25 protein-coding genes are annotated in these 25104 nt (G+C 57.0%); 10 read left to right on the forward strand and 15 right to left on the reverse strand.

The window, feature by feature from the left end; translation table 11 throughout:
• Positions 1–17: 17 nt before the first annotated feature.
• The 7 genes from addA to regB form a co-directional block, all read right to left on the reverse strand.
• On the reverse strand, positions 18–3395 hold the full coding sequence (gene addA / locus C8N31_RS02895; RefSeq protein WP_025047450.1) for a double-strand break repair helicase AddA: 3378 nt from the start codon (positions 3393–3395) through the stop codon (positions 18–20).
• Positions 3392–6349 carry a double-strand break repair protein AddB gene (addB, locus tag C8N31_RS02900; RefSeq protein WP_025047451.1) on the reverse strand — a complete coding sequence of 986 codons (2958 nt, stop codon included), beginning with the start codon at positions 6347–6349 and terminating at the stop codon, positions 3392–3394. Before addB ends, addA begins: the two co-directional genes overlap by 4 nt.
• Entirely contained in the window at positions 6342–7028 is a 687-nt protein-coding gene (locus tag C8N31_RS02905) for a nucleotidyltransferase family protein (protein ID WP_025047452.1), read from the reverse strand. The genes addB and C8N31_RS02905 overlap by 8 nt, the downstream gene beginning before the upstream one ends.
• The gene (locus C8N31_RS02910) at positions 7004–8014 is read right to left on the reverse strand and encodes an aminoglycoside phosphotransferase family protein (RefSeq protein ID WP_025047453.1); all 1011 of its coding nucleotides are present in this window, start codon (positions 8012–8014) and stop codon (positions 7004–7006) included. Before C8N31_RS02910 ends, C8N31_RS02905 begins: the two co-directional genes overlap by 25 nt.
• Positions 8011–8484 carry a tRNA (adenosine(37)-N6)-threonylcarbamoyltransferase complex ATPase subunit type 1 TsaE gene (tsaE, locus tag C8N31_RS02915; protein ID WP_025047454.1) on the reverse strand — a complete coding sequence of 158 codons (474 nt, stop codon included), beginning with the start codon at positions 8482–8484 and terminating at the stop codon, positions 8011–8013. Before tsaE ends, C8N31_RS02910 begins: the two co-directional genes overlap by 4 nt.
• A 56-nt stretch (positions 8485–8540) precedes the next feature.
• Positions 8541–10049 carry a PAS-domain containing protein gene (locus C8N31_RS02920; RefSeq protein WP_025047455.1) on the reverse strand — a complete coding sequence of 503 codons (1509 nt, stop codon included), beginning with the start codon at positions 10047–10049 and terminating at the stop codon, positions 8541–8543.
• Between the two features lie 85 nt (positions 10050–10134).
• Positions 10135–11514 (reverse strand): sensor histidine kinase RegB, encoded by a 1380-nt coding sequence (gene regB, locus C8N31_RS02925; RefSeq protein ID WP_025047456.1) that lies wholly within the window; start codon positions 11512–11514, stop codon positions 10135–10137.
• A 97-nt stretch (positions 11515–11611) separates the two neighbouring features.
• Here regB and C8N31_RS02930 point away from each other — a divergent pair, with 97 nt between their 5' ends.
• Both C8N31_RS02930 and C8N31_RS02935 read left to right on the forward strand, forming a co-directional pair.
• The gene (locus C8N31_RS02930) at positions 11612–12223 is read left to right on the forward strand and encodes an SCO family protein (protein WP_025047457.1); all 612 of its coding nucleotides are present in this window, start codon (positions 11612–11614) and stop codon (positions 12221–12223) included.
• 73 nt (positions 12224–12296) lie between these two features.
• Complete coding sequence (locus C8N31_RS02935) at positions 12297–12845, forward strand: ActR/PrrA/RegA family redox response regulator transcription factor (protein WP_025047458.1); 549 nt, start codon at positions 12297–12299, stop codon at positions 12843–12845.
• A gap of 10 nt (positions 12846–12855) precedes the next feature.
• Here C8N31_RS02935 and C8N31_RS02940 read toward each other — a convergent pair whose 3' ends face one another.
• Together C8N31_RS02940 and C8N31_RS02945 are read right to left on the reverse strand one after the other, a co-directional pair.
• A complete protein-coding gene (locus tag C8N31_RS02940; protein ID WP_025047459.1) occupies positions 12856–13341 on the reverse strand; it encodes a GNAT family N-acetyltransferase in 486 nt (161 codons plus the stop codon).
• Positions 13338–13934, reverse strand: coding sequence for an HD domain-containing protein (locus C8N31_RS02945; RefSeq protein ID WP_025047460.1), 597 nt, complete (start codon positions 13932–13934; stop codon positions 13338–13340). Before C8N31_RS02945 ends, C8N31_RS02940 begins: the two co-directional genes overlap by 4 nt.
• 74 nt (positions 13935–14008) lie before the next feature.
• On the opposite strand from C8N31_RS02945, the gene C8N31_RS02950 reads away from it, so the two are divergent.
• From C8N31_RS02950 to C8N31_RS02970, 5 genes are all read left to right on the forward strand, one after another.
• Positions 14009–14308 (forward strand): hypothetical protein, encoded by a 300-nt coding sequence (locus C8N31_RS02950; RefSeq protein WP_025047461.1) that lies wholly within the window; start codon positions 14009–14011, stop codon positions 14306–14308.
• Between the two features lie 89 nt (positions 14309–14397).
• The gene (gene ahcY / locus C8N31_RS02955; RefSeq protein WP_025047462.1) at positions 14398–15789 is read left to right on the forward strand and encodes an adenosylhomocysteinase; all 1392 of its coding nucleotides are present in this window, start codon (positions 14398–14400) and stop codon (positions 15787–15789) included.
• 90 nt (positions 15790–15879) lie between these two features.
• Entirely contained in the window at positions 15880–16236 is a 357-nt protein-coding gene (locus C8N31_RS02960; protein ID WP_051544577.1) for a hypothetical protein, read from the forward strand.
• Positions 16237–16251: 15 nt separating this feature from the next.
• Positions 16252–16584, forward strand: coding sequence for an extensin-like domain-containing protein (locus C8N31_RS02965; protein WP_051544578.1), 333 nt, complete (start codon positions 16252–16254; stop codon positions 16582–16584).
• 149 nt (positions 16585–16733) lie between these two features.
• Positions 16734–17075 carry a DUF2853 family protein gene (locus tag C8N31_RS02970; protein WP_025047463.1) on the forward strand — a complete coding sequence of 114 codons (342 nt, stop codon included), beginning with the start codon at positions 16734–16736 and terminating at the stop codon, positions 17073–17075.
• A 217-nt stretch (positions 17076–17292) separates the two neighbouring features.
• Here C8N31_RS02970 and C8N31_RS02975 read toward each other — a convergent pair whose 3' ends face one another.
• From C8N31_RS02975 to tsaD, 5 genes are all read right to left on the reverse strand, one after another.
• Complete coding sequence (locus C8N31_RS02975) at positions 17293–17685, reverse strand: DUF1761 domain-containing protein (RefSeq protein WP_025047464.1); 393 nt, start codon at positions 17683–17685, stop codon at positions 17293–17295.
• A gap of 177 nt (positions 17686–17862) precedes the next feature.
• Positions 17863–18282: an EVE domain-containing protein gene (locus C8N31_RS02980; protein WP_025047465.1), complete on the reverse strand. Its 420-nt coding sequence runs from the start codon at positions 18280–18282 to the stop codon at positions 17863–17865.
• On the reverse strand, positions 18282–18554 hold the full coding sequence (locus tag C8N31_RS02985; protein ID WP_025047466.1) for a YciI family protein: 273 nt from the start codon (positions 18552–18554) through the stop codon (positions 18282–18284). Before C8N31_RS02985 ends, C8N31_RS02980 begins: the two co-directional genes overlap by 1 nt.
• A 1-nt stretch (position 18555) precedes the next feature.
• Positions 18556–19509: an NAD(P)H-dependent glycerol-3-phosphate dehydrogenase gene (locus C8N31_RS02990; protein WP_025047467.1), complete on the reverse strand. Its 954-nt coding sequence runs from the start codon at positions 19507–19509 to the stop codon at positions 18556–18558.
• Positions 19506–20594, reverse strand: a complete 1089-nt coding sequence (gene tsaD / locus C8N31_RS02995; protein ID WP_025047468.1) for a tRNA (adenosine(37)-N6)-threonylcarbamoyltransferase complex transferase subunit TsaD — start codon at positions 20592–20594, stop codon at positions 19506–19508. Before tsaD ends, C8N31_RS02990 begins: the two co-directional genes overlap by 4 nt.
• 73 nt (positions 20595–20667) lie before the next feature.
• Between tsaD and C8N31_RS03000 the strand changes: the two genes are divergently transcribed.
• The 3 genes from C8N31_RS03000 to C8N31_RS03010 all read left to right on the forward strand — a co-directional run bounded on the left by C8N31_RS03000 (position 20668) and on the right by C8N31_RS03010 (position 24307).
• Positions 20668–21378 (forward strand): uroporphyrinogen-III synthase, encoded by a 711-nt coding sequence (locus C8N31_RS03000; RefSeq protein WP_025047469.1) that lies wholly within the window; start codon positions 20668–20670, stop codon positions 21376–21378.
• 294 nt (positions 21379–21672) lie between these two features.
• Positions 21673–22809 carry a COG4223 family protein gene (locus C8N31_RS03005; protein WP_249031122.1) on the forward strand — a complete coding sequence of 379 codons (1137 nt, stop codon included), beginning with the start codon at positions 21673–21675 and terminating at the stop codon, positions 22807–22809.
• Positions 22810–22822: 13 nt separating this feature from the next.
• Positions 22823–24307: a heme biosynthesis protein HemY gene (locus C8N31_RS03010; protein ID WP_025047472.1), complete on the forward strand. Its 1485-nt coding sequence runs from the start codon at positions 22823–22825 to the stop codon at positions 24305–24307.
• Positions 24308–24316: 9 nt separating this feature from the next.
• Here the strand turns inward: C8N31_RS03010 and C8N31_RS03015 are convergent, their stop codons facing one another.
• Positions 24317–25102, reverse strand: coding sequence for a carnitinyl-CoA dehydratase (locus C8N31_RS03015; protein ID WP_025047473.1), 786 nt, complete (start codon positions 25100–25102; stop codon positions 24317–24319).
• Positions 25103–25104: the final 2 nt, after the last annotated feature.

The following is a 25104-nucleotide window of genomic DNA, read 5'->3' on the forward strand; positions in this document are numbered from 1 at the left end:
TTGGGTTCAGGCAGAACCTATGAACGCATGTCCTCCGCGTCAAGATATGGCGAACACTCTAGCGCTGATGTCACAATATTGTGGGGCAATTCCATCAAGCGGCTGGCCGATGTCCACAAGATCGCGGTGCGGATCTCGTGATCGGGATAGATCTGCCCAAGCATCTGCGCATAGGCCCCCATCTGCCGAAGGATCCCGTCCGGGCATTGTTCGACGCTGTTCGGAACCGTTCTGTTGGTCTTGAAATCCACTGCGGTGACAGTGTTTGCTGTGATGATTAAACGATCAATCACCCCATGCAGCCGTGATTGCCGGATCTGCGCCGTGATCGGAACCTCGGCCAATGTGTCATTGGCAAAGATATGGGCGAGAGCAGGGGTGCTTAGTACCTGCACGGCCTCTTGCATCGCCCGTTCCGCCATTTCCGAGGTATCCCCATAGATCATTTGTGCAGCAACGGCCGCACGCTCTGCCTCGGCAATGGGCGCCAGTTTTTCAAGCAGATCGTGCACCAGAGTTCCATAAAGCATCGCGCTTTCTTTGTCCTCGCCGGCATCGCCTGGCAATGCTTTTGCACCACCAAGGTCAGAGGGTGACAAAGTCGACTGTTGCAGCGCATAGATGGGCGCGGGAGCCGAAAAAACAGGGTCTAATAACGGTTTTCCTACTGATTTTTTGATATGCTCGACCTGCGCAAGCCCATCCCAATCACCCTCGGCGAACCGCAATGTGCCGTCTGAACCCACAGGGACAGCATTTGCATGCCCCATCGCTGTTTGTGCAATCTGATACCAAGATGATCCATCTTTGGACAAATCCCCGGCCGCCGCAACGATCAGCCATTTTTCCGCACGGGTCATCGCCACATAGAGCAATCTCAACCGCTCCTGAAACTGCGCGTCCTTCATGCCGTCGATGGTGTCTCTGAGGGGGGCTGGCATATCCGCGGCTGCCGCTTTCCAAATCGGCACGCCTTGCATCCGCACAATTTCATCTTTGATGGTGATGTCGCGCCGCCCTGTATCGGGCAGAATAACGATAGGCGCCTCAAGACCTTTGGCCCCATGCACCGTCATCACGCGGATCTGATCAGATGCGCTATCGATCTGGCGCTTGATCTCAAGATCGTCAGTTTGCATCCAGACGATAAAGCCGGTCAAACTGGGCACATTGCTGCGCTCGTAGGACAAGGCTTGCGACAGCATTGCGTTGATCCCATCCTCGGCCTCTGCGCCCAAGCGAGACAGCAATTTGCGGCGTCCATCGTGCCGGGTGAGGATGCATTCGATCAGGTCATAGGGGCGGAGAAAATCAACCTGCGCCCGCAAATCCTCCAATTTAGAGACTGTTTCTGCGTGATCTTCGCGATTGCGCAATGCCTGCCAAAGGTGGCGTTCGCTGCGCCGATGGGCAAGATCGAACAACATCTGCTCTGACCAACCAAACAGGGGCGATTTCAATGCAGTCGCCAAGGACAGATCATCGTCCGGGGTCGCCAAAAAGGACAGCAGGGCCGCCAAATCTTTTACCGCCAATTCTGCCCCGACCTTAAGCCGATCCGCGCCCGCAATTGGCAGGTTCGCAGCCTTGCAGGCACGGATAATCTCCGAAAACAGGGCAGAGCGGCGTTGCACCAGGATTAAAAAGTCGCCCGCGCGGATGCGGCGGCGGGCAAAGACGCCGGGTGCATCGCTGTCTTCGGGGATAAAGTGCTCTTCTTGGATAAGCGCCGCGATGCGGGCGGCGATCTGTTCGGCAAGCAGGACGGTATGATGCCGGGCGCTGCGGCGATCAACAGGGTCGGTCCAGATGCGGTCTTCTTCGTCATCTGCCTTTTCGACGACTGGCCACAGATCGACGCGGCCGGGCAGGGCGGATTTAAACGGTTTGTGTTGGGTCTTTTGGTCGAGACCGGGTTGGATATCCGGATCAAAAGCAGTGTCTACCAAGCGCAAAATGGCCGAAGAGGACCGAAAGGAATAATCCAAGCTGCGGTGTTGGAAGATCTTGCCTGCCTCTGCGATCTTTTCCTCGAACATCAGGCTTTTGCGATCAAATTCCAACGGATCGGCGCCTTGGAAGGAATAGATCGATTGCTTCTTGTCGCCGACAACAAACAAGGTCCGCTCGACATCCGACCTTGCGCCCGAACCGCTATAGAATTCATCGGTGAGGCGTTCGATTACGTCCCATTGTCGAGGCGATGTATCCTGCGCCTCGTCGACCAGAATATGATCAATGCCGCCGTCGATGCGGAACAGCACCCATGCGGCCACGGCCTTGTCGGTCAAAAGGGCGCGGGCCTTGAGGATGAGATCGTCGAAATCAAGCCAGCCACGTGCCTGTTTGGCCGCCTCATAGCGGGACAGAAACGCGCTGGCGAACCGATGTAAAGCGTGGGACTTTTGGGCCAGTGCCAAGGCAAGTCTGGCCTCGCGCGCCTCTTCGACCCGCATCATCAGTTGTTCCAGTGCTGGCATCGCGTCTGCGATGATTTTTTGCGTGGGTTTTGTTGGGAAACTGCCAATTTTTGCGGTGAACGGTGCTTTTGCGCTCGCTCCAGTCAGAAAAACGCTTTCGAGTGTGGGCAGAGAGGACAAATCAAAGCTCTCGATTTGCGCCAACAGATCTCCGGCTTTGGTATCGTTGCCACCCTTTGCGATCAGATGGGGTGTGATGTCTTTGATGAGGTTTGCTTCACTTCCCAAGAACACCGACTGCTCAATCATCGCGCGGCTGAGGTCCGGCTTCTGGTCCAACAACTGCAACAACTCTGTCCAATCCGGCGTTGCGGCAAAAGCATCACGAAGCCCGACGATACTGCGGGTCAGTTTGCCAAAATCCTCACCGGTATAAAAACGGGCAATCTCAGCAATCAAAGGGGCGTCATGGTCCTCTGCCATGGCGTCTACAATGTCAGCGCGCAGCAGATCGGCGGCGCGATCCTCAATTTCCGAAAACTGCGGGCTCACACCCGCTTCTAGTGGAAAGCGCCGCAATAGAGACGCACAGAAGGAGTGAATGGTCTGAATCTTCAGACCGCCCGGCGCTTCGATGGCAAGGGCAAAAAGAGTACGCGCCTTGCGCAGTTCAGCAGGATCTAGATCACCGCTCAAGCCCAGATCAGCCATCGCCTTTCGCAAAGCGGCATCATCAAGCATGGCCCATTCGCCAAGCCGTTTAAAAAGCCGGTTCTGCATCTCTGATGCGGCGGCTTTTGTATAAGTCAGACACAAAATGTGTTGGGGCTCTACTCCGCTGAGAAGCAGCCGCGCCACCCGATCTGTCAAAACCCGCGTTTTACCCGATCCCGCGTTCGCCGCGAGCCAGGTAGAGGCATCAGGCCGTGCCGCATCAATCTGTGCGCGAGTGGCATCGTCAAAGTCTGGCTTCATGTCAGATCCTCCGGCGTGGCAAGGGTGGTTCCGTCCCATTCGCCAAAACGGGCCAGCTGGTCATAGTCGCCCGCCGCCTCTTCGGTCTTGACCATGCGCCGCGATGTGAATCCCTGAGCGGCGGTGAGATAGCTCGCGATCAGCTCCTCCAATCCTGCCAGCACTTCGGCGGGGGGTTCTTCATCCAGAGGCGCGGAAATTTCGACAGGTTTCGACCCTAACCCGATGAAAATTGCGTTTGCGACCGGCGCTGTACCCACTTCGGAAAAGCCGCCCTCTTCGACCATCGCCGCTTCGATCAGCAACTGTTTGTCAAACAGTTTTTGTTCCTTCTTGCTGGGCGGTGTTCCGGTCTTGTAGTCATAAATCAGCGCGTCACCGGCATCGGTCAGATCAATCCTGTCCGCAAACCCAGTGAGCGTGAACCCCAGCGTTTCGAAAATATGCTTACCACGCGCCGCCTTTTCAAAGGCAACGGGGGAGGAATAACCTTGGCGCTTGGCCTCCTGGGCGATGAACCAATCGGCAACACGTTCGATCCGCGCTAGCCACATGGCGCGCGCGGCAGGCCACGGCGCTTCGGCTCTAAGCACTTCACGGGCGATGGCCAGCAGATGTTCCTTGGTCAAATGCGCGGCATTGGTGCTGACGGATTTGACAAAGCGTTCCATGATTTCGTGCAAAATGATGCCGCGCACCGGCGCGTCGGGGGATTGCACCAGCGGATTGATCTGCCTCAGGCGCAACGTGTGTTTGGCATAAATGGCATAGGGATCACGGATCAGCCGCTTGATCTCAGTTACCGAAAGCGCATGTGGCCGTGCAGTGACAGGTGGTCTTGGGGACGGACGCGGGGCAGGGGTGCTGCGCGTGGTTTCCTCAAGCGCCTGCACCTGTTCGGTCCAGTATTGGCCCCGTGCACGCATATCCGACCATGCCTGCGCGCCGTCTTCTTGCGGCAAACCGTTCAGAAGATTGCCCAAGCGGTTGAGCCAACGAGAGGGCACAGTTTCCGCCTCATCCGACCGGATTGCACGGGTGATCCAGACCTCGGGTGCAGCGATGGCTTGTTGATAGTCATGCGCCGACAGGCCAATGCGTCGTTCGGGCAGCAAAAGACCGGCTTGCAGGCGCATTTGACGGTTCAACCATGGGTCGGGCGGCGGTGCTTCGGGCCAAGTGCCATCGTTCAAGCCGCCCATGATGACCATATCGGCACCCTGAACGCGCGCCTCCAACGTGCCCCAGATCATAACGCCCGGATGCGGTGCGTCACGGTCGCGCACCTCACCACCTGACAAAACGGCGCCCAATAGGTCAGAAAAATCGGCAGCGGACATTGATCCACCAAAGACCGCCTGTTCGGTCAGGTCTGTCATCAGTTTCTCAGCTGCCTGACCAGGCTTGCGCCGCCACAACTCATGATCGGGCGTGTTTGTGGGGCCAGAGGCAATCGCGTTTGCAAGATCGAGATGCCTTTGTACCCAAGTTGTCAGCGCCAGATCGCCGATGGTGGCATGGTCACAAAATGTTTCGCCAACCCACGCCGCCCAATCCAGAAACGCGGCTGGGTCTTCGATGCGATCCGCTGCTTTCTGTGCGATCCGGGCAAGGCCATCGGGGTCGGGATAGGGCAGACCATCCCGCCGGATCTGCATTTCCAGGCGCTGGGTGTGCAATTGGTGCAGGTTGCGATCCGCACCACTGTGGGTGAGGGGATGTTTGAGCAGGGTCAGCAAGGCCTCTGCATCCATCTTGCGCAGAAACAAGGCCGCGACATGTCGCAGGAACCGGCCCGGCGGCGACAATTGCAACGGCGTACCGGCGCTGTCATCTGGCAGGATGTTCCAACGATCGAGGGCAGAGGTGACTTGCCGGGTCAGCATCCTGTCGGGTGTGATCAATGCGGCGGTTTTGCCTTCTTCAACCGCTTTTCGCAGGCGCAAAGCAATGGTCAGCGCTTCAATCCGCGGCGTCGGGGCCTCAACCAAGGTGATACCTTGGGTCGCGGCGGCCAGATCGGTCAAATTTGGACCTTCGCTGAGCCAGGCATGGGTGACGGGGGCAGGGCGCAACGATAGCGAAACAAGCGCATTGCGGGTGGGCGAGGGGGCGTCCCCTTCCGCCCAAGGCAGGATGCCCCGGCGCGGCAGTTCGAGCGCCTGCATAAGGTGACGAAACCGGTACTGCGGATGGTCTTCGGATAGCAGTTCCTGATCCAACTGCGCCCAAACCGAGGTCGGCATGTCAAAGTCAAACCCCGGCAGAACAAGCGCCCCTTGCGGCAGCTTTGCGACCGCCTGCATCAACAAGGACGTGGTGCCGCGCGATCCGGTAGAACCAGCAAGGATCACCGGGTTCTGCGGTGGATTGGCCTGCCACGCGGCGATGATCTGCAAGGTCAATTGCCTTTGCCGCGCTTCTGCATCCGGGGCGCTGTCCGTTTGGCCCAGATAGCTGTGGGCGATTTCAAGAAAGCGCTTGGCGCGATCCCAATGGCCGGATTGATCGCTGACATCGAGGTTCTCGATGGCGCTGATATCAACGCCTTCCCCCTGCATTTCGTCCATCAACGCCGCCAGACTGTCTGACAATGCATAAAGCGATGCGCGGGGGGCCAAGGTGGGATCCGCTTCCAGCAGGCCGGAGAGCAGTTGAATAAGTTCAAGCCGCCGTTGCAAAGCAGGGATCGCGGGTGGGGCTGTGACGCCAGGCACCAATGTGTCTAACTCACCCAAAAGCCGGATGCGGGGCAAAAATCCTGCTGGCCCTTTGTCAAAAATCTCCCGCAAGCGCCGCGCCATACGGCGGGTGTTCACGATCAAATCAACCCGTGCCATTGCATCGGGCGGCGCATCTGTCAGCCGCGCACGAAGCCCGTCCGCAAGGGCAACAGGAAAATCAACGCCGGGGGCCAGTCCAAAAACCCGGGCGTGATCTGATGGGTCAAACATGGTGCTGCTCCAGCATCTCTTCGGCCAGCGCAATGCCGCCGGGGTGCCCCACATCACACCATTTGCCGGGGTAACGCAGACCGCAAAGCCGACCATTCGATTGCATCATGTCCCAGAGCAGGTTGAGCGAGAATGCAGGTTCTTCGATGTCGTGCAAAAGATCGGTCTTGATGATCTGAATGCCCCCGTACACAACACCCGGTCCACGGGACAATCTGCTGTCCTCGGCCAGCGTAAAATCACCCAAACCGGCATGGCCCACGGCCTGTGTGGTCGGAACACATACCAAAAGCGCATCCATGGTCGCAGGATTCCACGCATCGCGCAGCAGGTGCAACGGGTTCGGACCGGCCCAGATTGCATCGGTGTTCATTGTAAAGACCGGCCCATCCCCAAGCAAAGGCAGCGCGTTGCGCAGGCCTCCGCCGGTGTCCAGAATATCGGGCGTTTCGATCAACGTCTCTACGCCCTGAACTTCTAGGTGATACTGTAATTTTTGCGGCTTATAATGCAGATTGGCGACCACGCGCCCCGTTCCATGAGTCAGGTCCAGCGCATGATCCACCAGAGCTTTGCCCGCGACTTTGATCATGGGTTTCGGCTGATCCTTGGTCAGGTCTTTCATCCGGGTGCCAAAACCGGCGGCAAACATCATTACTGCTGTGGGGTGGTCGCGCATCGGTTTTTCAGATCCATCAAAAATTCAGGTGTGGGGCGGGCAAGGACGGGTGCAAGCAGGTTTTGCACCGCATTTAGCGCGGGGTGTTCAAGGTTGCGCATCACATATTCCCAGACCCGCGGGATCAGATCGACATAATGTGCCTTGCCGTCCCGCAGGCAAAGCCGCGCAAAAATGCCCAGAATGCGCAGATTTCGCTGCAGGCCCAAGATGGCATATGCGTTTAGAAACCCGGCTCGGGGCCTATCTGTGCAGGAAAGATAGTAGTCAATCATCTCGGCTTCGATCATCGGGTCCACATCGCGGCGCGCGTCTTGCATGATTGACATCAAATCATAGGACGGATGCCCCAAGAGCGCGTCTTGGAAATCAAGAATGCCTACCTTTGCCGCGCCCGCACGATTTGGCAGCCATAGCAGGTTTTGGGCATGATAATCACGCAGGATCACAACGCGCTCCGCCTCCGCAACCCCCTTGGCGAGCGGCCGGTATGCTGTCTCGAATGCTTTGCCAAGATGATCAAACCCGTCAGGAACGTACCAGTCAAAGAACAGTCCGGTCATCTCCATCAGCCAATCGGCATCACATAATGGCAAGGGCGGCAGCGGCGCGTTGTGCAACCGGGCCAAGACATCGACACTGGCGCGATAAAGCGGCAGTTGGGTTTCCCTATCCTTTGCCATGAGATCGGCAAACAGATCATCACCGAGATCTTCAATGACGAGAAAACCGTCTTTTGTGTCTTGGTGATAGATTTGCGGAGCGGACAAATATTGGCGGTGCAGAAATTCGGCGATTGCCACAAAGGGGCGGACGTCTTCGCCCCTCTCTGGTGGAGCATCCATAACGATGGCGGTTTCCCCATTGGCACGGATCAATCGGTCATATCGGCGGTTTGATGCATCTCCCGCAACCAGTTCACGGCTGGCATCGGACCAGCCACATTGTGCCAAGAATTGATCCAGCCGGATCGTGCGATCTTTCATGCCTGAAACGCTCCCAGCTTGTCCGTCCATTTGGGATCTTCCCAATGCATCATCAGCTGACGGGCGTTGTCCGCGTCGCCCGGTGTCAATGTGATGCTCAATGCGTTTGCAGGCGTCAACGGGCCAAGGCGGTCCGGCCATTCCACCAAACAAACCGAAGTGTCAAAGGCATCAATCAAACCCAACTCTTCCACCTCGAACACCGATGTCAGGCGATAGAGATCGGCATGCCAAATCTCACCTACTTGGGTGTCGTAGGTCTGTACCAAGGTGAAGGTCGGCGATGGAACATCTTCGGGCTGCACCAACACAGATTGAATCAATGATCGTGCAAAATGGGTCTTTCCGGCACCAACATCACCGGTCAGCAAAATCACATCGCCAGGGGCGAGTTTGGTGGCCAATAGCGCGGCCAAACGGGTCATCTCAACCGCGCTGGAGACCGAAATTGAAAGGTGATGTGCAGGCATGCCATATGGTGACCGTCACGCGGCATGACTGCAAGTTCAAAGCGGCAGGCGGCCAGCTATTTCTGAAGGTTTTCGAGGGCTGGCACGGCCGCGCCATGTTCGGGTTTCTGAGTTCGGAACCGGATCAGGGTAGACCCCGACGCGATCCCCTGCACCTCGCAAGTCAACGCATCGCCATTCTTGGGGTAAAGCGTCATATCCCATGGGGTTCCGGTACTGCGTTCCGATATGCATTTTGCGATTTCAGGCCAAAGGGCGCTGGGCTGGCACATGCGGGTCCACAGATTGATGCAGTCATCTATGGTGGTTTCGACAAACCCGGTGTCAGGATCGTGCCCCCACAAACCCCGGTATGCGACGTTGCAAAAGGTCAGCGCGCCAGTGGCAGAGAACACCACCAACCCATCCTCAACCACATCGATCAGGGATTGGCCCAACTCCAATTCGCTCCGGTAGCTGCGGGTCATGGAGACTTCGGCGCTGATGTCCTCGAACAGGAATGCGGTTGCGCCGTCCGGGTGTGGCCGCCCTTCTACGCTAAAGGTACGTCCGTCTTCGAGGTTCCATGTTTCCTCGTAGGATGTGTCGGACGCTGCGGCGATCAGATCTGTGATGGTTTGCCGCCAAGAGGCGTAATTCTTGGGCTCGGGCATCAGGCGATCTTCGCGCAGCTGATCAAAGAAAGACAACATGGCCGGGCGGCTGCTCAGAAACTTTGGGGTCAGATGCGTGAGGTCCACAAGTGCCGGATTGAACAATACCAACTGCCCGCGCCGGTCAAAAATGGCCAAACCAACAGGCAAATGGGCAAAGGTTTTGGCAAGGCTTTGTACAAAGTCGCGCTGGGCTTGTTCGGCCTGAACCAATGCGTTGATGCAATTAGCGTGACACACCGTGACACTGCCCATCTGGATGGACGTTACCTCGTACCAATCGGGGGCATCCAGCGGATCAAGGCGCAAGGCCACACGGCGTGGCCCATCGCCCGGCGTAATTGGAAACAGCGGCGTTTCCGGATTGGCGTCAAGCCCGCGGGTGAGTTCCAGCAGAACAGTATAGGCCGGGTTTTTCCAACAAACGGTTCCGTCCGGGTGCAAATGCCAAACCGGGTTGATCATCGTATCACTGCTCAGCCGAAGAGCATTCATTTCTTGTTCGAGGGCAGGCGTGATTGGCGCGGCGGTGGCTTCTTCTACTGGTGTCAGGGTCACCCAGCACAGGGCATCGCGCCAGCGCAGTTCAATGTTATGCGGTGCGGTATGGCCTTGGGGCTCCAATACCACACGGCCCTCTTCGCCAGATCTAGGAACCAGCGGGAAATCAGGGAAAATGGGAACCAGAGTATCGTGAATATCCTGCCAAGCGTGCAAACCGGGCTCAACCGCGAAATGCCTTAAGGCGCTGTCGGTGCCATGCTGCAAAACACCATCCGTGAACAAAAGCGCCATGGGTTCCAGCGGAGAGGTTGCGATGGCATAGCCACGCGAGAGGTAGCTTTGCGCAAGGCCTGCCGCAACGATGGCCGTAAAGACGATGATGACAATTTCAACGAGTTCCAGAAACACGCCACACCTATGCAAGAATAAACAAAGCATGAAGGGTGTCTTGGAATGGTTAACAAACCATTAATGGTGAGTATTGGTTCTCGTTTTATGTAGTGATCTGAGGGTTTTGCCCCAAGGGTTGTTCGTGATCACGGGTGTTCAACATGCGGCGCGGCCAGTTCACCTCGACCACGGCTCCGGTGCGATCCCCTGCCTTGCGGTCCTCGCTGCCATTCGCAAACCGTAAGGTGGCGCCGGAGCGTTCCAGCAGGGTCTTTGCTATAAAAAGCCCCAGCCCCATGCCCTCGTATTCCGGGCGCGCGGACCTGTTCTTTTCCGGCGACCGGCGGCGCATGAACGGATCACCAATCCGGCCCAGCAGATAGGGCGGAAAGCCCGGACCATCGTCGATAATGCGCACGCTGACGGTTTCTTCGGTCCAGTCGGCGCTGACCCAGACCCGCTCGCTCGAAAAATCCACCGCGTTTTGCACAAGGTTGCGCAGCCCATGCACGATCTCGGGTTTGCGCAGGATCAAAGGCTGGCTTTTGCGCTGGGCGGCGGTAAAGGCCTGATCCAACAGCACCTGTTTGCCCCGGTTCATATGCGGCTCAGCGGCCTCCAGAACTACGGTTTCAAGCGGCGCTTTGTGGATATGCAAATCATCTTTGCCCGCACGGCCCATGTCGCGCAGGATATCCCGGCACCGATCGGCCTGATCACGGATCAGAGCCGCATCATCAGCGAGATCGGGATGATCGGCCAGATCATTAAGCAGCTCAACACTGGTGAGCTTGATCGTCGCAAGCGGTGTGCCAAGTTCATGCGCCGCGGCTGCGATGACTCCACCCAAATCGGTTAATTTCTGCTCCCGCGCCAAGGCCATTTGTGTGGCAGACAGGGCATCCCCCATCGAATGGACCTCTGTTGTGACGCGCCGCGAATAGGCGCTGGTGAACACAATAGCGATGATCAGCGCCGTCCACTGACCAAAAATGAACAGACCCGGAAGGCGCAGGATGTCACCGCTCTGGCTGGTCAACGGCAAATGCCAAACCGCCAGCCCGCTGACCAGAATGATGGCTGTGGCACAAAGCACAACGGTGGACCGAAGGCTGAGCGCCGTGGCGGAGATGGTCACTGGACCAAGAACCAGAAGAGAGAAGGGATTGTTCAACCCGCCGGTGAGAAATAGCAAGAACCCCAGTTGCAACAGATCGAACATCACCATCAGCAGGTTTTCGCGTTCCGACAGGCGTTTGTTTTCCGGAAACACCAGCGTCGCGACCAGATTGCCGATCACGGAGGCGCCGATAGCGAGGTAGCAAAACCCCAGTTCCAACTGCAGTCCATAGACCAGTTGAGCCACGGTGATGGCAATCAACTGACCTGTGATTGCAACCCAGCGCAGCAAGATCATCGTGCGCAACCGGATCCAATTGGCCCGCGTGCGCGCGGTGAGAGGTCTGATATTCGACTGCGTCATCTGCGCACCTTATGTTTATTGGCCGTTACATCGCCGAAAATGTAGCGTAGGTCTGCCGCCGAGTCCGATCAAGACCACCATTTGGTAGGAGAGAATGATGAACCGCACGATCGCCATAACAGCCGCCGCAGCCGCCGCCGCGCTTTTGCTGGGAACCTATCTAGTGACCTCTGGCTCCCAGAGTGACGACAAATTTGCCCAATGCCGGTCGGCCGCAGTTGCCGGAGAGCTGGGCGGCCCGTTCGAGTTGGTTAATGGCCAAGGTCAGACTGTCACCGACAAAGAGGTGATCACCCAGCCGACCTTGATCTATTTTGGTTATACATACTGCCCTGACGTTTGCCCGCTTGATGTTGATCGCAACGCAAGCGCCATCGAAATCCTTGAAGAGCGTGGAACACTGGTCACCCCTGTATTTATCTCGATTGACCCTGCTCGTGACACACCTGAGGTAGTTGGTGAATTTGCCGAAGTGATGCATCCGCGCATGATCGGTTTGACCGGATCCGAAGCTCAGGTCAAAGCAGCCAGCACCGCCTATCGCACCTATTACAAGGCCCATGAAGCGGTGGATGATGAGTATCTGGTGGATCACTCGACCTTCAGCTATCTGGTGATGCCAGAAGAGGGATTTGTTGAGTATTTCCGCCGCGAAACCACGCCCGAGCAGATGGCAGACAAGATCGGATGTTTTGTCGACCAACTCTGAGCGTTTGACGCGGCTTAGCGTCGCACCATATGGTTAATGGTAGACGGAAATTTCCAGATGAGGCTGTGACCTGATGCAAGACACCCCAAATATCGGCGCGGACAAGTCACTGTTACTTGTGGATGATGACGAACCGTTTCTGCGCCGGCTGGCGAAGGCCATGGAAAAACGTGGTTTTGAAGTTGAGACCGCCGATAGCGTTGCGGCAGGCAAGGCCATCGCAACGGCGCGGCCTCCGGCCTACGCGGTGATTGACCTGCGGCTTGAAGATGGCAATGGCCTCGACGTGGTGGAAGTGCTGCGCGAACGCCGCGAAGATTGCCGGGTGGTTGTCCTGACAGGATATGGCGCGATTGCCACGGCTGTGGCTGCGGTCAAGATCGGCGCGACGGATTATCTGTCCAAACCTGCGGATGCCAATGACATCACCAATGCGCTTTTGGTGCCCGAAGGAGACATGCCGCCGCCGCCTGATAACCCAATGAGCGCGGATCGCGTGCGTTGGGAGCATATTCAGCGGGTGTATGAACTGTGTGATCGCAACGTGTCTGAAACGGCGCGGAGGCTGAACATGCATCGCCGCACGCTTCAACGGATATTGGCAAAGCGTTCACCGAGATAGTGATCAGCGGCTAAAGCTTGAAACGCTTGCTGATGCGGTCAACGTACATGCCATTGCCCAGCATTACGTTCGGGTGGCGTGCATAATCCTCAAACCCACGGCTTTGATAATAGGCAAGGCCGCCGCTGTTGTCGGCACGGATCGTGGCATTGATCCAGTCGTAGCCCATCGCCACCGCCGCCTTTCGGGTCGCTTCAAACAGTTTTGACCCGATGCCAAGTCCGGTTTGTCCTACTTGAACAAAGGTCGCGATATCGCAGGCCTCTGCGGGCAATTTTGCCTTGGGTTCAATCGACTGAAAACCAAGCAATGCGCCGTTGGCGTCTTCTACCACATGCCAAACGGATTGGTCAGGAGCCTGCGCAAACCAGCCAAGCAGGGTGTCGCGGGTCACTTCCTTGGTAAAGGCTGTGGTGCCGCCCTCACGAATGATCTCATTGAGCAGATCCGCCATTGGCCGCGCGTCCAACTGTCCTGCGATACGCACCGCGATCATGTCATGTCTTCCAACAGCTGCGCATGGCGTGCCGTGAACCCTGTGCGCACCTCTACGGGTGGGCGCAGGATGATGCGCAGGTCGGCGATCAAACCCGCGTCCGGGCGGCCAAAAAACTTGCTGGCCTCAGCTTCGGAAAAACCAGCGATCTGGGTTGCTTCCATCCAAGCACTGATTTTGTCGGCGCGTTTGATCTGTTTTTTGACGCTGGCCGGGATTGCGGCTGGCAAGCCAAAGCGCAAATGAATGGCCGCCGTGAGGCGATCATCCAATGCTCCATATCCCGGCCCGACCGCTGCTTTTACCGGAGAAATCATATCGCCGATCACATACTCCGGCGCATCGTGCAAAAGCGCCGCAAGTCGCCATTTGGACGGCGCTTTGGGGTTTATTCGGCCAAAGAGTGTTTCGACCAGCAAGGAATGTTCGGCAACTGAATAGGCATAATCGCCCATGGTTTGACCGTTCCAACGGGCCACGAACGCCAACCCATGCGCGATGTCCTCAATCTCGATATCCACCGGTGTCGGATCAAGCAGATCAAGCCTGCGACCGGACAGCATCCGCTGCCATGCACGGGGTTGTTGCGCCATAAACCGGGCCTCATCTTTTCTGCAATTGGAACCATTTGACGGCTTCACCTGTTATTCCCACGAAGGAGAGAGCCATGAAACCCGTTTTTTTGACATCTGCTATTTTGATTGCAATCGGACTGTCCGCCTCCGCCGCTGCGGCGGAAACAGTCTGCATGCCAGCAGGAGAGATGAAAGCCTCACTCATTGATTGGTACGGTGAAAAACCTGTCGCTGCACCAAGCGAAGACCGGGAACAATTGTGGGTTTCTGAAAAGACCGGCACATGGACATTGGTGAAAACTCTTGCAGATGGCAACGCCTGCGTTCTGGCGCAGGGCGAGGATTGGATGGGCGGCGCGAACCAGCAAGAATTGCTTGCAGCGCTTGACTAAGCCTTACTGCCCCCCATTTGAAACGAACAATCATTGAGACCGCTGCCTATAAATGATAGGCGGCGGTCAAATTTGTTATGAGGTGCCCCATGGCCGAAGACTATATCGTCAAAGACATCACCCTTGCCGCATACGGCCGCAAGGAACTGGATATCGCTGAAACCGAAATGCCCGGCCTGATGGCGCTGCGCGACGAATACGGTGAAAGCAAGCCGCTGAAAGGGTCGCGGATCGTTGGGTCGCTGCACATGACTATCCAGACCGCCGTGTTGATCGAAACGCTGGTGGCACTGGGCGCCGATGTGCGCTGGGCGTCATGCAACATCTTCTCTACGCAAGATCACGCTGCGGCGGCCATCGCCGAAGCGGGCGTGCCGGTCTTTGCGATCAAGGGTCAAACCCTTGTGGAGCATTGGGATTATCTTGACCGTTCCTTCATGTTTCCAGAAGGGCCGAACCTGATTCTGGACGATGGCGGCGACGCGACATTGTACATCCTGATGGGTGCGCGGGTGGAAAACGGCGAAGACGATTTGATTGCCATCCCCAAATCCGAAGAAGAAGAAGCGATCTTTGCCCAGATCAAAAAGCGCATGGCGGCCAGCCCCGGTTGGTTCACCAAAATGCGCGAACAGATCGTTGGTGTGTCCGAAGAAACCACAACCGGAGTTCACCGTCTTTACGAACTCGTCCGTGATGGGCAACTGCCCTTCCCGGCGATCAACGTGAACGATTCTGTGACCAAGTCGAAGTTCGACAACAAATACGGCTGCAAAGAATCGCTGGTTGACGGTATTCGCCGCGCCACGGACACGATGATGGCCGGCAAAGTGGCGGTTGTTATGGGGTATGGCGACGTTGGCAAAGGCTCAGCCGCCTCGCTGCGCGGCGCAGGCGCCCGTGTCAAAGTCACCGAAGTTGATCCGATCTGTGCGCTGCAAGCGGCAATGGATGGCTTTGAAGTTGTTCTGCTCGAAGATGTTGTCGGGTCGGCGGATATCTTTATCACCACCACCGGCAACAAAGACGTGATCCGCATCGAGCATATGCGCGAGATGAAAGACATGGCGATTGTTGGCAACATCGGCCACTTCGACAACGAAATTCAGGTTGCCGCGCTGAAGAACCACAAATGGACCAACATCAAAGAACAGGTGGACATGATCGAGATGCCAAACGGCAACCGGCTCATTCTTCTGTCCGAAGGTCGTTTGCTGAACCTCGGCAACGCCACGGGCCATCCGTCCTTTGTGATGTCTGCCTCCTTTACCAATCAGGTCTTGGCGCAGATTGAATTGTGGACCAAGGGCGATGACTACAAGAATGACGTCTACATCCTGCCCAAGCACCTGGATGAAAAAGTTGCGCGTCTGCACCTCGACCGGATCGGCGTGAAGCTGAGCAAACTGGACCCTGAGCAAGCCTCCTATATCGGCGTCAGCCCCGAAGGTCCGTTCAAGCCAGAGCATTACCGCTACTGATCAAACGCACCATAATGTGTCAAAGGCCGGGGTCGACAATTGCCCCGGCCTTTCTATGTCTGACGGAAGAGGTGAAGCGGGGTTGAACTTGTGCGGTTGGTTTCAGCGATATTTTCGGTCTGTATTCTGCTGTTTGCGCTGGCCCTGTTTTTGATCGTGCACCCGCAATCGCCACTGCCGCCGCAGTGGAACCCGATCAAACCCCTTTCGGTCACGGATCCTATTACCCCTTTGACCTCTTGGAAGTTGCGGCAGACCCTTGGCGATGACAGCTTGTGCCGTGCCGCGCTGGGCACCGGGGCGGTTTTTGAGGATCTTCCTGATTTTGAACAAAGCGAACAATGCCACATCAAACCGCAGGTGCGGCTTACCTCTGTGGGGACGGCCAAGGTGAAGCCGCTTAACACCCGTTGTCAAACGGCCTTGCGCATGGCGATGTGGCAATAGCATGAAATTGGCCCGATGGCGCAAGATATCCTGAACCAGGCTGTGCGCGAGATACTACATCTCTCAAGCTATAATTGCCGTGAAATGCGCACGGCAAATGGCCCCACCGGGCGCATGAGCACCCACGCCACCGCTGATGCAGTGGATATTCGGGGGTTTGTCATGGCTGATGGGCAAAGGATCTTGTTGCAGGAGCATTGGCAGGATAGCGGCAATCGGGGTGGTTTTCTTCGGGCGGTTCGTGACGGCGCATGCGACTGGTTTCGTCTGACGCTTGGCCCGGATTACAACGCCCTGCATGCTGATCATTTCCACCTCCAACACCGCGGCTGGGGCCTTTGCCGTTAATGGTAGGGGTGTTTAGCCCTGAACCATCGGCGCATATGCGACACTTGCGCCGGAAATTTCCCCTTTGTCGGTTTGGAATTACGGACTAGTCTTTGCCCGAGATCAGGCATTCTGATCAGTCAATTCAATTTAAGGTGGGAGAATTCTGTATGGGCAAGCGTGACGAATGGATCGCGAAATATGCGGACGATCTGAAGAACAAATGTGGCATGACGCCAGACATGGACCTGTTGACCAAAGTGACCATCGGTTGCGGTCCGTCGATCTATAATGCGGATGCACAAACCGTCGCGGCCAGTCAGGACAGCGAACTGGAGTTGGTCAAAAACAACTTCCTCATCAAGAAACTGGGCATGTCTGACAGCCCCGAACTGATGGCAGGCATCAACACCGCGATCGAAACCTACGGCAAGTCCGAGCGCAACAAATACCGCGCTGTGATCTATTACATGCTGACCAAGCATTTTGGCAAAGAGGCTGTCTACGGCTAAGCCTGCCCCAATATTATGCAAACGCCCGCTTTTGGTTAAGCGGGCGTTTCTTTTTCTGGCGGGCTTTGAAGTATCATTTTCTTGGCTCAAGACTGCGCAAATGCTATCAAAATCAAAGGCCAGTAAGGCCAGAACAGATTTCGATACGTGTGCGGGGTTATGGGAGCACACGGGGTGAGAAGGGTTCTGGCATCTGTGCCAGAACCCTTTTTCAGTTTCAGAACAGCATCAGCACCAGACCAATGATGGCGCAGCCAAATGTGGCATAGCCGCTGTCGATCAGGGTCAGGCGAAAGGGACGGCCAGCATAGCCATTGTTGATCATAATCCAGGGGCTGATGAAGAACAGACCGACGCCCAGACCGGACAGCAGCCCTTTGCCCATCGTATCAATCCCCGAAAGAGAAAACGTATGCCGCATCATTCCCGCCACCAGGATCATGGCAATCCCGGCAAGGATGAACGGCGTTTTGGAAGACCCCTCAGGCTTGCCATCTGCACCGAGTTTTAGACCGACCGCTTCCATCCACGGTTTTGACAGCACACCGTACCAGACTGCCCCAAAGGCAAACCCCGCGGCGGCGGCAATGATCACTGCTAGAAAATCCATGTTGTCCCTCCAATTTTTGGCATTCTACGCAGTCGGGGCAGAAAAATGCCAGATAAATGGAAAATCCTGCAACATGTCAGGCGATCCGGGCAGTCTTTCGATCATGGCACCGGCATCGCAGAATACCTTTCAGGGAAACAAATATGACCGGATTGGCACAGCCATGCCTTTACTCATTCAAGGTTTGGTTTTCCCCAAATCACAGATCGCCTGCCATTCGAGATCTGTCACGGGCTGCACGGACAAGCGGGAATTTTTGACCAGCACCATTTCGGCCAAGCGCGGGTCCGGTTTAATCTGGTCGAGTGAAACAGGCACCTCAAACGCGCGGACGGCCTTGATGTTTACGCATTCCCAACGGTCATCATCGGTTGTGCTGTCTGGATGAGATTCCGCACAAACCTCGACAATGCCAACCACCGATTTCTCTTTCATCGAATGATAAAAGAAACCCCGGTCACCAAGCTTCATTTCGCGCATGAAGTTGCGAGCCTGATAATTGCGCACGCCATCCCATTCCTCGCCCTCATCGCCCTTGGCAACCTGATCATCCCAGCCCCATGTGTTGGGTTCCGATTTGAAAAGCCAAAATGCCATCAGCCAATCACCCTGTTCCAATGGGTCAGCGTCACAGATTGGAACAATCCAGCCTTGGCATAGGGATCATTGTTGGCCCAGTTTTGCGCTTCGGTCATGTCCGCCACATCGAGGATGATCAAGGAACCGACCATTCCACCATCCGCATCCAAAAGCGGACCGGCCTGCGCAACCATATCGGTTGATTTAAGGTAGTCCAAATGCGCCGAGCGGTTCTCTTTGCGGATCTCCAATGCGCCGGGTTTGTCGTGGGCCATCAGGGCAACAAGCATATCATTCTTCCTTTAAGGGTCGGGCCAAAAGCGATTTCATCGCGTCGGGTACATCTTGCCTGCCATCCAACACCGCTGCAACGGCGGCGGTGATTGGCATGTCCAAATCAGCAGCTTGGCTCAGGTCATAAACTGCGCGGGCCGTTGCGGCCCCTTCAACTGTGGTTCCCGGATCAAAGGTTTCTCCTAGCCCCAAAGCCAGGCCAAGACGGTAGTTCCGCGATTGATCAGAGGTGCAGGTCAGTGTCAGGTCGCCAAAGCCGGACAGGCCAGATAGCGTGCTTGGATTTGCATTCAGATGGCGGGCAAGGCGCTGCATCTCTGCATATCCGCGGGTCATCAAAGCGGCGCGTGCGCTTTCGCCCAGACCTGCGCCCATCGCGGCCCCGCAGGCAATGGCGATAACATTTTTCAAGGCGCCGCCCAGTTCCGCTCCGATGGTATCGGTGGTGCGGTAAAGGCGTAGATTTGCCGTTGTTAGTGACTGTTGCAGGTGCCTTCCCGCCGTATCATCGGCGCAGGCAAGCGTCAGCGCCGTGGGCAGGCCACGTGCGATATCGGCGGCAAAGCTGGGACCGGTCAGGATGGCCGCAATTGCATCCGGCACTTCTTGCTGGATCACTGAAACTGGCCCGATACCTGTGCTCAGTTCAATACCTTTGCAGCAAGCCACCAGATGTTTGCCAGACAAAACCTCTGCGTTCGCAGACAGCATTTGGCGCAGTTTTTGCATCGGAACGGCCAGCAAAATGATGTCAGCGCCCGCAATGTCATTCAAATCTTCAGTCAGTGTCAGGTTCTCGGGGAAAGGACAGTCGGGCAGCCGCGCGATGTTTTCGCGCCGTGCGGCCATATCGCGTAGATCTCTTGCCCAAAGGGTGACGGGGCCGGCTCCGGCCAGTGAAATAGCCAGAGCCGTGCCAAATGCGCCTGCGCCCAGAACAGCGATGCTCATGCTTTGGCTCCCTTCTTGCCCGATCCAAGCATGGACGGGGTGGTTTGGTCCAACGGCCAACGGGGCCGGGCAGAAAGGGTCAGATCATCCGCGGGACGATGCTGCGCCTGTTCGGCGGCGGCATAGGCGATCATCGCCGCATTATCGGTACACAGCGCAAGCGGCGGCGCGATGAATCTGGCTTCGTTTTGGACTGAAACAGCCTCTAACGCGGTCCGAACGGCCGAATTTGATGCAACGCCGCCCGCCACACAAAGACTGCGGTTTGCGCTTTCGGGATAGTGATCAAAGGCACGGCGGGTCTTTTCTGCGAGCACATCTACCACTGCGGCCTGAAATCCCGCCGCGAGGTCTGATTGATCCTGTTTCGTCAATCCGCCCTGCGCGGAAACCAAAGCATCCCTTTGACGCAGAACAGCCGTTTTCAACCCGGAGAACGACATATCGCTGCCCGGACGGTCCAACAGAGGGCGCGGAAATGCAAAACGCTTGGGATCACCGGCCTTTGCCGCCTGTTCGATGGCCGGTCCACCTGGCTGAGGCAGGGCGATCAAACGCGCAACTTTGTCAAAGGCCTCGCCCGGTGCATCGTCGATTGTACCGCCAATACGTTTGTAATTGTCAGGGCCAGAGACCAACAAGAACTGACAATGCCCGCCCGATACCAGCAACATCAGATAGGGATAGGGGACATTATCCGTCAGCCGCGGCGTCAACGCATGCCCTGCAAGGTGGTTCACACCATAGAGCGGCTTGCCCGTTGCTGCCGACAATCCCTTTGCACACATCACCCCTGAAACCACACCGCCGATCAGCCCCGGACCAGACGTCACACCAATGGCGTCGATGTCAGTTAAAGTGATATTTGCCTGTGTTAGAGCCTGTTCGACACAAAGATCCAGCTTTTCCGCATGGGCGCGGGCCGCGATCTCGGGCACTACGCCGCCAAAAGCCGCATGCAGGTCGGTTTGACCGGCCACAACCGATGACAATACCTCAGCACCCTTATCGCCGACACGCACCAGTGCGGCTGCGGTATCATCGCAGCTGCTTTCGATGCCGAGAATGGTCATGGTCTTTGTCATGGCGCTATCCGTTGCATGGGGCGTCCCTCGCAGGTAACACCGCAAGGAGGGGCAAACAATGCCGGGACATCCAATGACCAATCCGATTTTGTTGATCACACGGCCCAAGCGAGGTGCGGAACGGTTCATTGCGCGGCTTGATCCTGTGCTTTTGACCAAGGTTGATGTTGTGCTTTCGCCTTTGTTAGAGATTGTTCCAACCCAAAATCCGGTCGATCTTGATGCCGCCACTGCGGTGGTCTTTACCTCCGCCAATGCCGTTTCGTTTTGCCCGCAGGGGCAGGGGCAGGGGCGCATCGCCTATTGTGTGGGTGAACAGACCGCAGAAGCCGCGATTGCCCATGGCTGGCGCAGTGCGTTTGCGGCGCGGGATGCGGATGATCTGGTTGCACGATTGACTGCCGATGCGCCCGGCAGCCGGCTCGTCCATTTGGCGGGAAAGCATCGGAGGGGGGAAATTGCAGCGCGATTGACTGCGAACGGAGTCCAGACCGATGTGGTCGAAGTGTACGATCAGGTGCTTTTGCCACTGACAACAGAGGCACAGGCGGCGCTTGCCAGTGAAACAAGGGTTTTGCTGCCGCTTTTTTCCCCAAGAACCGCGGGGCATTTTGCCGCAGAGTTACAGTCGGTCCAGAATCTCCAAATCGTCGCCATCAGCGCCGCGGTTGTTGAGGCGCTGGGCGAAAACGCGCCTGAGGATGTGATCATTGCAAAGGCACCAACGGGCAAAGATATGGTGCATTGCATTGAAAAACAGCTGCGCACCTTCAGCTTAGCTTGAAGGCAGGTTTGATTGCCGGATACAATCGGGTGGTTAAACTGATCTGTCGATCAGAATCGGAAAGGTTGCAGAGTGGCTAAAGCGAAGAGACCCGTTGCCGGAAACTCCTCCACATCAGCGAAAGCCGGTTCGGGAGGGAAGGAAACCGCATCCCGCGCGCCCAAAGTGTCAAAACCGGCCGCAGCGAAACCCAAGCCTGCAAGTGCCAAACCAAAGCCCGCTGTATCCAAGGCCACACCGGCCAAATCTGCGACCGCCAAATCGGTTTCGGAAAAGGCGCCTGAGAAGGGCGCTGTGAAAGAAACCACTGTTGCGGCAGCAGATCAGAACAAGCCGGAAGCGGTAAAGACATCCGAAGCGGCAAAGCCGGTAGAAACAAACAAGCCGGCCACTTCGACAGCCCAGCCAGCGGAGTCTGCGACCAAACCCGCAGAAACCAGCGCGGCAAAGCAAACCACGCCGCCACCAGCGGCTGCGGAGAAACCCGTGCCGCCGACACCCGCCCCTCAAGACCGCCAGAGTATTTTTCTGCCGCTGGTCCTGGGCGGTGCTGTTGCCTTTGGCGCTGGGTTCTTGGTCTCTCAATTAGATCTGTTCAATTTGCGCGAAGATACGTCTGGCATGACGGCGCAGTTGTCGGCCCAAGCCGACAGGATTGCGGCGCTTGAGACTGCTGAAGCACCGGTCGCGCCGGTTCCCAATACAGAAGAGATTACGGCGCAGCTTTCTGGCATTGAGGATCAGTTGGCCGCTTTGCAGGACCGCCTGACCACAGTTGAAAAGCAGCCCGTGGGCGAGGGCGCGTCGACCGCAGCGATTTCCGTCTACGAACGGGATCTGGCGGCGCTGCAATCATCGGTCGAGGCGCAAAAAGCCGAGATCGAAGCATTGCTAAACAACGCCAGAACCGTGGAAGAAGCGACCGCCGATGCGGCGCGGCAGGCAACGTTGCAAAATGCCCTGGCACAGGTCACCGCAGCCGTGAATGCGGGCGCGCCATTTGACGGACCATTGGCACAGCTTGAGGCAGGCGGAATGGCGGATGTGCCGGACGCCCTGAATGCACTGTCTCAAACCGGTGTGGTGACGCTGATCAATTTGCAAACGAGATTTCCCGATGCTGCCCGCGCGGCCCTGACAGATGCCCGTGCAGCAGGCGCAGAAGATGCCGAAGGCGGTCTTGGCGGGTTCTTGCGTCGCCAGTTGGGCGCCCGGTCTGTTGCCCCGCGTGAAGGCAGTGACCCCGATGCGGTGCTGTCACGGGCTGAAGATGCGGTGCGCAACGGGCGGCTTGGTGATGCGCTATCCGAGCTTGATGCTTTGCCCGATCCATCCAAGGACGCAATGCAAGCTTGGCTGACCGATGCGCGCGCGCGCCATGATGCAATGCAGGCGATCCAAACCCTGTCCCAACGCCTGACGGCAAACTGAGGTACATGAATTTATGCTGTGGTCCTTGATCAAGATTATCCTGTTTGTTGTAGCGGTTGCGGTGTTGGCATGGGGCGCGGGCTTCCTTTTGGAAAGCGAAGGCGGCGTTCAGGTCACGGTGCTGGGCACGGAATATAGCTTTGGTCCGTTGCAATCGGTGATCGCGGTGGCCGTTCTGATCATTGCAGTCTGGCTTTTGATCAAGGTTGTATCGCTGCTGGTTGCAACCTGGCATTTCCTGAACGGTGATGAGACCGCGTTGTCGCGGTATTTTGATCGCAACCGGGAACGCAAAGGCTATGACGCCTTGGCCGAGGGGTTGATGGCGCTGGCCAGTGGTGAAGGCCGCGTGGCGATGGCAAAGGCCGCGAAGGCGGACAAATATTTGGACAAACCGGAGCTGACCAACCTGTTGACGGCGCAGGCGGCAGAACTGGCCGGAGATCGGCGTAAGGCCGAGGAAACCTACCGCAAACTGGTTGAGGACGAATCCACCCGATTTGTCGGTGTGCGCGGCATCATGAAACAAAAGCTGGCGGATGGAGATACCGAGACCGCGCTGAAACTGGCGGAAAAAGCCTTTGCGCTGAAGCCCAAGCATGAAGAAACCGGTGATGTTCTTTTGAAGCTTCAGGCGGAAAAAGAAGACTGGTCTGGCGCACGGCAAACCCTGAGTGCCAAGTTAAAGAACGGGCAGTTGCCCCGCGATGTTCACAAGCGCCGCGACGCGGTTCTGGCCTTGTCAGAGGCCAAGGACGTGATTGCGGATGGCAAAAGCATCGAAGCGCGTGAGGCGGCCATTGAGGCCAACAAAATGTCGCCCGATCTGGTGCCAGCCGCAGTGATGGCGGCGCATGGGTATGTGGATCAGGGCAAGCCGCGCTATGCGGCCCGTGTTCTGACCAAAGCGTGGAGCGTTCATCCGCATCCTGATCTGGCCGCCGCCTTTGCCGCGATTGAACCGGACGAAAAGCCCGAGGCGCGGATCAAGCGGTTTAACGCATTGATCAAATCGCAACCGGATCATCCCGAAACCAAGATGTTGCTCAGCGAATTGCACATCGCCAACGAAGATTTCCCGCAGGCGCGCCGTGCCTTGGGCGATCTGGTAGAAAGCGATCCAACCGCACGGTCCGTGACCTTGATGGCGGCGATTGAACGGGGCGAGGGCGCGTCTGATACCATTGTCAAAGGATGGTTGGCGCGGGCATTGACGGTCTCACGCGGGCCACAATGGATTTGCGAAAACTGCCACCACATTCATGCCGAATGGCACCCGATCTGTGAAAACTGCAAGAGTTTTGACACTCTGGAATGGAAGACCCCGCCAATGTCCGAGGTTGCCATGCCCGGCGGCGTCCAGATGCTGCCGTTGATCGTCGGTGCGATTGAGGACAACTCGGGCGCAGATGGCCCCGGCCCGGTCAAAGACACCGATGCAATTGAGGATGCCGAATTGGTGGATGATCCGGCAGAGGGTGACGCAAAGGCGCCTTAACCGGGCGCCTTATTTCCCCTTCCAGACCGGATCGCGTTTCTCCGCAAAGGCGCGGGCGCCTTCCATTTGGTCCTCTGAGGCATAAAGCCGGTCAACCGTTGGCAATTGCCGCTTGGTGATCCGGTTCATCGTATCCTGAAACTTGCTGTCTTCCGCATCGCGCACAATTTCCTTGATGGCGGCATAGACCAGCGGCGGACCAGAGGCGAGCAGGCGTGCCAGCTCCCATGCACGGTCCAACAGTTGATCGCCCGGAACGATTTCATTGATCAGGCCCCATGCCTTGGCTTCACCGACATCAAACCACCGCCCAGTCAAAAGCAGTTCCATCGCGATGTGGTAGGGGATGCGCTTGGGCAATTTCACACTTGCGGCATCGGCTACGGTGCCCGATCTGATCTCGGGCAGGGCAAAGGTGGCGTGATCGGCGGCAAGGATCATATCGGCGCTCAGCGCCAGTTCCAGCCCGCCACCACAGGCAATACCATTTACGGCAGCAATGATCGGCTTGTTCAGATCACGCATTTCCTGCATGCCGCCAAACCCGCCAACGCCATAATCGCCATCTACTGCATCGCCATCAGCAGCGGCTTTGAGATCCCAACCGGGGCAAAAGAATTTCTCGCCGCCGCCTGTGATGATGGCCACGCGCAAGTCTGGATCATCGCGGAAACTTGCAAACACTTCACCCATAAGGCGTGATGTTTGCAGGTCAATCGCATTGGCCTTGGGGCGGTCCAGCGTCACTTGTAAGATTGCGCCTTCGCGGTGGGTTTTGATGGGGCTGTCTGTCATCG

Origin of the sequence: Sulfitobacter mediterraneus (assembly GCF_003054325.1) — a bacterium.
GTDB lineage: Bacteria > Pseudomonadota > Alphaproteobacteria > Rhodobacterales > Rhodobacteraceae > Sulfitobacter > Sulfitobacter mediterraneus.

Bases quoted from the DNA above. Each gene is read 5' to 3' on its own strand.
- C8N31_RS02980 (WP_025047465.1), bottom strand. From the start codon at position 18,282: ATGGCATTTTGGCTTTTCAAATCGGAACCCAACACATGGGGCTGGGAT.
- addA (WP_025047450.1), bottom strand. From the start codon at position 3,395: ATGAAGCCAGACTTTGACGATGCCACTCGCGCACAGATTGATGCGGCA.
- C8N31_RS02965 (WP_051544578.1), top strand. From the start codon at position 16,252: ATGGCGCAAGATATCCTGAACCAGGCTGTGCGCGAGATACTACATCTC.
- C8N31_RS03010 (WP_025047472.1), top strand. From the start codon at position 22,823: ATGCTGTGGTCCTTGATCAAGATTATCCTGTTTGTTGTAGCGGTTGCG.
- C8N31_RS02935 (WP_025047458.1), top strand. From the start codon at position 12,297: ATGCAAGACACCCCAAATATCGGCGCGGACAAGTCACTGTTACTTGTG.
- tsaE (WP_025047454.1), bottom strand. From the start codon at position 8,484: ATGCCTGCACATCACCTTTCAATTTCGGTCTCCAGCGCGGTTGAGATG.
- C8N31_RS02940 (WP_025047459.1), bottom strand. From the start codon at position 13,341: ATGATCGCGGTGCGTATCGCAGGACAGTTGGACGCGCGGCCAATGGCG.
- C8N31_RS02905 (WP_025047452.1), bottom strand. From the start codon at position 7,028: ATGCGCGACCACCCCACAGCAGTAATGATGTTTGCCGCCGGTTTTGGC.
- C8N31_RS03015 (WP_025047473.1), bottom strand. From the start codon at position 25,102: ATGACAGACAGCCCCATCAAAACCCACCGCGAAGGCGCAATCTTACAA.
- C8N31_RS02990 (WP_025047467.1), bottom strand. From the start codon at position 19,509: ATGAGCATCGCTGTTCTGGGCGCAGGCGCATTTGGCACGGCTCTGGCT.
- C8N31_RS02985 (WP_025047466.1), bottom strand. From the start codon at position 18,554: ATGCTTGTTGCCCTGATGGCCCACGACAAACCCGGCGCATTGGAGATC.
- C8N31_RS02950 (WP_025047461.1), top strand. From the start codon at position 14,009: ATGAAACCCGTTTTTTTGACATCTGCTATTTTGATTGCAATCGGACTG.
- C8N31_RS02970 (WP_025047463.1), top strand. From the start codon at position 16,734: ATGGGCAAGCGTGACGAATGGATCGCGAAATATGCGGACGATCTGAAG.
- regB (WP_025047456.1), bottom strand. From the start codon at position 11,514: ATGACGCAGTCGAATATCAGACCTCTCACCGCGCGCACGCGGGCCAAT.
- C8N31_RS02945 (WP_025047460.1), bottom strand. From the start codon at position 13,934: ATGGCGCAACAACCCCGTGCATGGCAGCGGATGCTGTCCGGTCGCAGG.
- C8N31_RS02975 (WP_025047464.1), bottom strand. From the start codon at position 17,685: ATGGATTTTCTAGCAGTGATCATTGCCGCCGCCGCGGGGTTTGCCTTT.
- tsaD (WP_025047468.1), bottom strand. From the start codon at position 20,594: ATGACAAAGACCATGACCATTCTCGGCATCGAAAGCAGCTGCGATGAT.
- addB (WP_025047451.1), bottom strand. From the start codon at position 6,349: ATGTTTGACCCATCAGATCACGCCCGGGTTTTTGGACTGGCCCCCGGC.
- C8N31_RS03000 (WP_025047469.1), top strand. From the start codon at position 20,668: ATGACCAATCCGATTTTGTTGATCACACGGCCCAAGCGAGGTGCGGAA.
- C8N31_RS02930 (WP_025047457.1), top strand. From the start codon at position 11,612: ATGAACCGCACGATCGCCATAACAGCCGCCGCAGCCGCCGCCGCGCTT.
- C8N31_RS02910 (WP_025047453.1), bottom strand. From the start codon at position 8,014: ATGAAAGATCGCACGATCCGGCTGGATCAATTCTTGGCACAATGTGGC.
- ahcY (WP_025047462.1), top strand. From the start codon at position 14,398: ATGGCCGAAGACTATATCGTCAAAGACATCACCCTTGCCGCATACGGC.